Annotated in this window: 3 protein-coding genes; 1 reads left to right on the top strand and 2 read right to left on the bottom strand. The window is 35.9% G+C overall.

Going from position 1 to position 5,508, the window contains the following annotated elements; all coding sequences use genetic code 11:
- The first annotated feature begins 135 nt into the window (after positions 1-135).
- Positions 136-1,464: an AAA-like domain-containing protein gene (locus ACP6PM_RS32555; protein ID WP_426590997.1), complete on the top strand. Its 1,329-nt coding sequence runs from the start codon at positions 136-138 to the stop codon at positions 1,462-1,464.
- Between the two features lie 1,030 nt (positions 1,465-2,494).
- Here the strand turns inward: ACP6PM_RS32555 and ACP6PM_RS32550 are convergent.
- Both ACP6PM_RS32550 and ACP6PM_RS32545 read right to left on the bottom strand, forming a co-directional pair.
- Positions 2,495-3,901, bottom strand: a complete 1,407-nt coding sequence (locus tag ACP6PM_RS32550) for a cytochrome c biogenesis protein (RefSeq protein WP_426590996.1) — start codon at positions 3,899-3,901, stop codon at positions 2,495-2,497.
- 593 nt (positions 3,902-4,494) lie between these two features.
- A complete protein-coding gene (locus tag ACP6PM_RS32545) occupies positions 4,495-5,226 on the bottom strand; it encodes a cytochrome c biogenesis protein CcdA (protein ID WP_426590995.1) in 732 nt (243 codons plus the stop codon).
- Positions 5,227-5,508: the final 282 nt, after the last annotated feature.

The following is a 5,508-nucleotide window of genomic DNA, read 5'->3' as shown; positions in this document are numbered from 1 at the left end:
TTAAATACTTCTTCATGGCCATCTTTAGCTTTTTTTTACAAACAGTCTCTAATATAAGTAATTTTATAGAAGAAACATGATATTTTATAACTATGAATTATTTACTCAAATTATCCATACTCAAGAATTATAAAAATGAATTTAGATGAAGTTATACAAATACTTAATGCTAATTTACCTTCTCCTTTAAGTCACCTTCAAGAATTTATCTTGCGCTCTTCCTGGGAAGGAAAAACATATATAATGATGTCTAATGAGGCATATTATGGAGCAGAACATTTAAGAAAAGTTGCTAGTGAACTATGGTCATTACTAAGTAACTATTGGCAAGAACCAATTTCCAAAACAAATTTACGTCAATATTTAGAACCCATAACTCTCACAAATTCACAGCAAAAATTACTGGAGAAATACTGTCAAAATCAAAAAGTAAATATGTATATAGAATTTCCCAGTAGTGTGATTCCTTTAAACTCTTACTTATACATAGAGCGGCCTCCCATAGAGGATCTAGCTTACTCGGAAATTACTCAACCTGGGAGCATTATTAGGATTAGAGCGCCACAAAAGATGGGTAAAAGTTCTCTCATGCTACGTATTCTCGATCGTTCTAAATATTTGGGTTATCATGTTGTCAATATAGACTTCAGACAAGCAGAAAAACCTACTTTTTCTTCTATAGATAAATTTCTGCGTTGGTTTTGTGCCAATATTACTAAACAGTTGTCTATAGAATCTATGTTGGATAAATATTGGGATGAAATCTTTGGTAGTCAAATTAGCTGTACAACTTATTTTCAAGATTACTTACTAGAGCAAGTTGAGACTCCAGTGGTATTAGCACTAAATGAAGTAAATAGACTGTTTAATTATCCTGAAATTGCCGAGGATTTTTTGCCTTTGTTACGCTTCTGGTATGAAAAAGCAAAACAGGAAGAGATTTGGCAAAAATTACGCATGATTGTTGTGTATTCTACAGAAATTTATATACCACTGAAAATCTATCAATCTCCTTTTAATATCGGATTACCACTGAGACTACCTCCTTTTAGCCTAGAACAAATTCAAGATTTAGTACAACGTCATCGATTATCTTGGCTACAAGAAACTCATTGTCAGCAACTAATGGCAATAGTGGGGGGACATCCTTACCTGGTACAATTGGCTTTATATTATCTCCATCGAGGAGAACTTCGTTTTAAACAATTATTAGAAGAAGCACCAACAGAAGCAGGAATTTATAATAACCATTTACGCAAATTATTAGCGATCCTTGAGCAGGAAGAAAAATTGAAAGCAGCTTTTAAAAAAGTTGTTACTACCCAAGACGGGGTGGATATAGACCCTATCATAGCTCATGAGTTGGATAGCATGGGGTTGATAACTATTTCTAAAGATTTAGCAAGACCAAGCTGCGAGTTATATAGGTTATATTTCCAAAAGCAATTATCGCGTTATGTATAGGGATCGCAAGCGTCCGACTGCTGTCTTGGTCGATTGGAGGTTAGCGAGGAGACCTCGCCATCCCATCCTAACGGACTGCTCCGCAAACGACCGCTTTTTCCCCTATCCAAGGGGAGGCTTCAAGGCGCGAATTATTTAATTATTAATTATTAATGATTCGGTAATGGTAGGAGTCAGGAGTCATATCAAATCCGGTAGCATCGGTATAATAGACATCTCCGGAAAAGAGGGAGTAGGGAGTAGGGAGTAGGGAGTAGGGGGAAAGAATTGATGATTTATGCCCGATAATTGATTTAATTTTTAATTATCGGAGATGTCTAATTTAGATAGTTAATCTAGTTCTCAGGAGTCAGTCCTCAGGAGTCAGGAGGGAAGAGAATTTAGAAATATTGGCACTTTGGGTGAAGATGAAAAATTTTTTATACCCAATTAAGCGGATTTGATATCAGGAGTTAGGATAATTATAGAGGAAGTAGTCGGAAAAATTGCAAGAGTGATTTTTCCGCCGTTGTCTGCTCAAAATGTTGACATACATGAGCTTTTTAGACCGAAAAGCTTACACTTTTTTCCCTCCAAAAAAGCTAAAGCCTTTATCTGTCAATTCTTTGAGATTTAATCAGCAAGCCCTAATTATGTCGCGATCGAGCAGAAACTTGAGTCGTGAGTCTTCGGTAATTCTACGGTGTCACCCAATAGACATCTCCAGAAAAGAAGAAGTAGGCAGCAGGGAGTAGGGAGTAGGGAGAAAAAATTGATGATTTATGTGGGATAATTGATTTTATTTTTTATTATTGGAGATGTCTAATAGCACCGTAGGACTAGTAACTGTGTATTTCAATTAGTTATATATGTCCGTTTATATCGTTTGTGTAAAAGTTAGGGTAAATATCAACAGGAAATTTAAGTTTTTTCTTGCTCTTAAACCTTCCTCCCTCTTCTGTGTTCCCTCTTATGTGTTCCCTCTTCTGTGTTCCCTACCTTTGCTATACAATACCGATGCTACCGGACATGATATTATTCTTTGATTAAGTCAACCTCCACCAAAATCTGGGAAAAGTTTGTCTTCAGGCGATACATTCCCATAATCTCCTGATTCAATTTCTAATCTGTCTAAAATTTCCAACATTTCTCGTTCAAATACCACACTAGCGCGGTTAGTTTTGCCACCAATATAAAGTCGTTCGTTCTGTTGCCAAGCCCAAATTTGGGAGTGAGAAACATAACTCATTAATACACTCAACATTAATAAACCAAAACCTAAATAAACAATTGGAATTCCTGGATCTGCTTTTATTTGTAAACCTGTACTACCGATAATTTTGTCAACGAATAAGGTGACGCCATTCACTTCTGTAGACATTCCTTCTCGCACACTAGCAACTAATTTACCAGTAGGATCATAAATTAATACATTTCCTTGTAAATCTTTGGCAAGTAAAGATACACCTTCGCTTAAATCTGGTTTTGTAGGAACCCAAGTTCCCCAAATTCTCCCCCCTCCTGCTGTATTTAATTTTGCCATTGGTAACTGAAAAACAGGGCTTTTATTAATTCTGACTTGAACTGCAGAAATCCCCCAATCTGCTTGATACATTGTCACTCCATGATACCGCATGGGTTGATTAACAAATATGGTTTTTCTATCTACTTCTTCGCCACTTTTATCTAATACTGATAAGTCTGAATAAAACTGGTCAATTGTTCCTTCGGGAGTATAATCAATCCAGAAACGATTGACTCGTACTGACCAATTTTTTGGAATTTGTGATTCGGCAAAAATTCCGGCATCGACAATATTTTTAACTTGAAATGTTTCCCCACTCGGCACTATTTCTTGACCGATAAATCCGGTCATTGAGCCGATGATCGAGCCTGCTAAAATTATTAGCATACTAGCGTGAACTATTATCGGACCGACTTTGCCAATAATTCCTTTTCTTCCATAGAGTTTATCTCCTTCTTTAGATGTTTGATAACCCTTTTGCTGTAATATTTTTTCCAGGGAATCTAAGGAAACTGTTTCTATTTCAGCGCTTAATGCTAAGTTTTCAAATTGTTGTTTTTTATTGTAAAATTTCCAGCGTTTAGCAGATTTTAGGGCTGGTAATTGTCGGGTAAATGTGCAGGCTGTTAAACTAGCTCCGAATAATATTAATATTGATAAAAACCACCAAGTCCGGTAAACATGATCTAATTCTAATAATAAAATTACTTTCCAAGTTAAAAAACCAAATAATGCTGGTTTTTCTGGATAGTTTTCTTGATAAAAAGGGATTGACTCACCTTGTTCTATGACTGTACCCGAAATACTACAGATAGCTATGATTAAAAGCAGAGCGATCGCTAACCGTAAATCTGCTAATAATGGTAATATTTCTCGTCTAAATATTTTGAAAGGATTTAGCTTTCCATTTAATTCTGAATCTTGAACATCCATTAATTTAATTCCTATTAGTTTCAACAATTTTTTTGTATAGCAGGGAATAGGGAATAGGGAACAGGGAACAGTTAGAAAAACATTTCCGTTGTCTAAGATGCATCATCATTTTATGTCCTAACCAATTCTTTCTTAGCTGTAGCAGAGAATAGGGAAAAGGCAACAGTTAGAAAAACGTTTCCGTTGTCTAAAATTCATCATCATTCTATGTTCCAACCAATTCTTTCTTAACTATAGTAAGTAGATATGTAGCAATCAGGAATCAGATGTGGGAATTGAGGTTTTCCTTAAAATAGTAGAATATAGCAGTTATCATATTCACATATATTCATTTTTGTCTTCTTCGCTGAATGCTTATTAAACATCTCCAATAATAAAAAATAAAATCAACTATCGCACAAAAATAATCAATTATTTCCCTCTACTCCCTACTCCCTACTCCCTCTTTTTACCAAAATAATTGGGTCGCGCAGCCCCGACTTTTAAGGTGAAATGTTTTTAGAGCGGGGCGTAAATCCCCGTTACAAAAACAACTTCTGACTTCCCCTCCTGGGAGGGGTTAGGGGTGGGTTGACTTCTGACTTCTGACTTAGTTAAACTGGTACAATTCTAAATAAAAGTGAAAATACACCAAAACCAACTAATAAAACACCACTAACAGGTGTAATCCAACTAGACCATTTTCTGATTTCCAAGAACTTTTTAATATTAGCCGTAAAAGTTCCAGCTAATATCAAAGGTGTTACATAACCCATCGCGTAAAATAGCAATAAAATTCCACCTAAAATCAAATCTCCAGTAGTCGAAACCCAAGCTAATAATGTTGCTAATACAGGAGTGCTACAAGGAGATGCTATTAAACCAAATGTTAAACCTAATAAATATGAACGTACTCCTTTAGGTAAGTCTTGAGATATCCATCCCATACTGTCAAAAGATGGCATTGGTAATGGCAAGGCTTCAAGTAAATTAAGACCCATCAAAATAGCAACTATACTAACAATAATTGGTAATCCTATACCTACTTGACCATAGACTTTTCCCAGCAATGATGCTATAATTCCCAATCCAGCGAGAGTTGTGGCTAATCCTAGAGAAAACCAAGTAGATTGAGCAACAGCTTGAATACGATTCTTGGCCTCATATCCGCCAATGTAACCGATAGTTATTGGTAGCATGGAAAGCATACAGGGAGTGAGACTGGTCAGTAAACCAGCGACAAAGATGATGACTAAACTTGCCCAACTTAGATGTGTTAGTTGAGTTTTGACCAGGGTATTTGCATATTGGGCAGTTTCGTAAAGGAAAGTTAGGATAGTTTCCATAGTTTGGTTACTCACTAATAGAGCTTTATCGGTTGAGTATTTACAGCTTTTTTTGACAGAGACCAGAGTATTTGAGGTTTGTAGACCTTTATCAAACTAAGGTATTTTATACCAAATTTAAAAAATAATGCTAGGCTAACTAATTTGCCACGTTGTCTCTAGAGTATTGTATTGGTTTGGTCATCAGAGCTAGACTGTGGCTAAACTAGATCGAATTAGTATTACTATCATTTGCTCGACGGGAGTCCAAGCGAGAAGATTTTTTCGGTGCCGAATGCTGCG

It is taken from the genome of Dapis brunnea BLCC-M229 (assembly GCF_050015995.1).
GTDB lineage: Bacteria > Cyanobacteriota > Cyanobacteriia > Cyanobacteriales > Microcoleaceae > Trichodesmium.
Note: the sequence above shows the minus strand (reverse complement) of the source record. Positions and strands in the feature narration are given on the sequence as shown.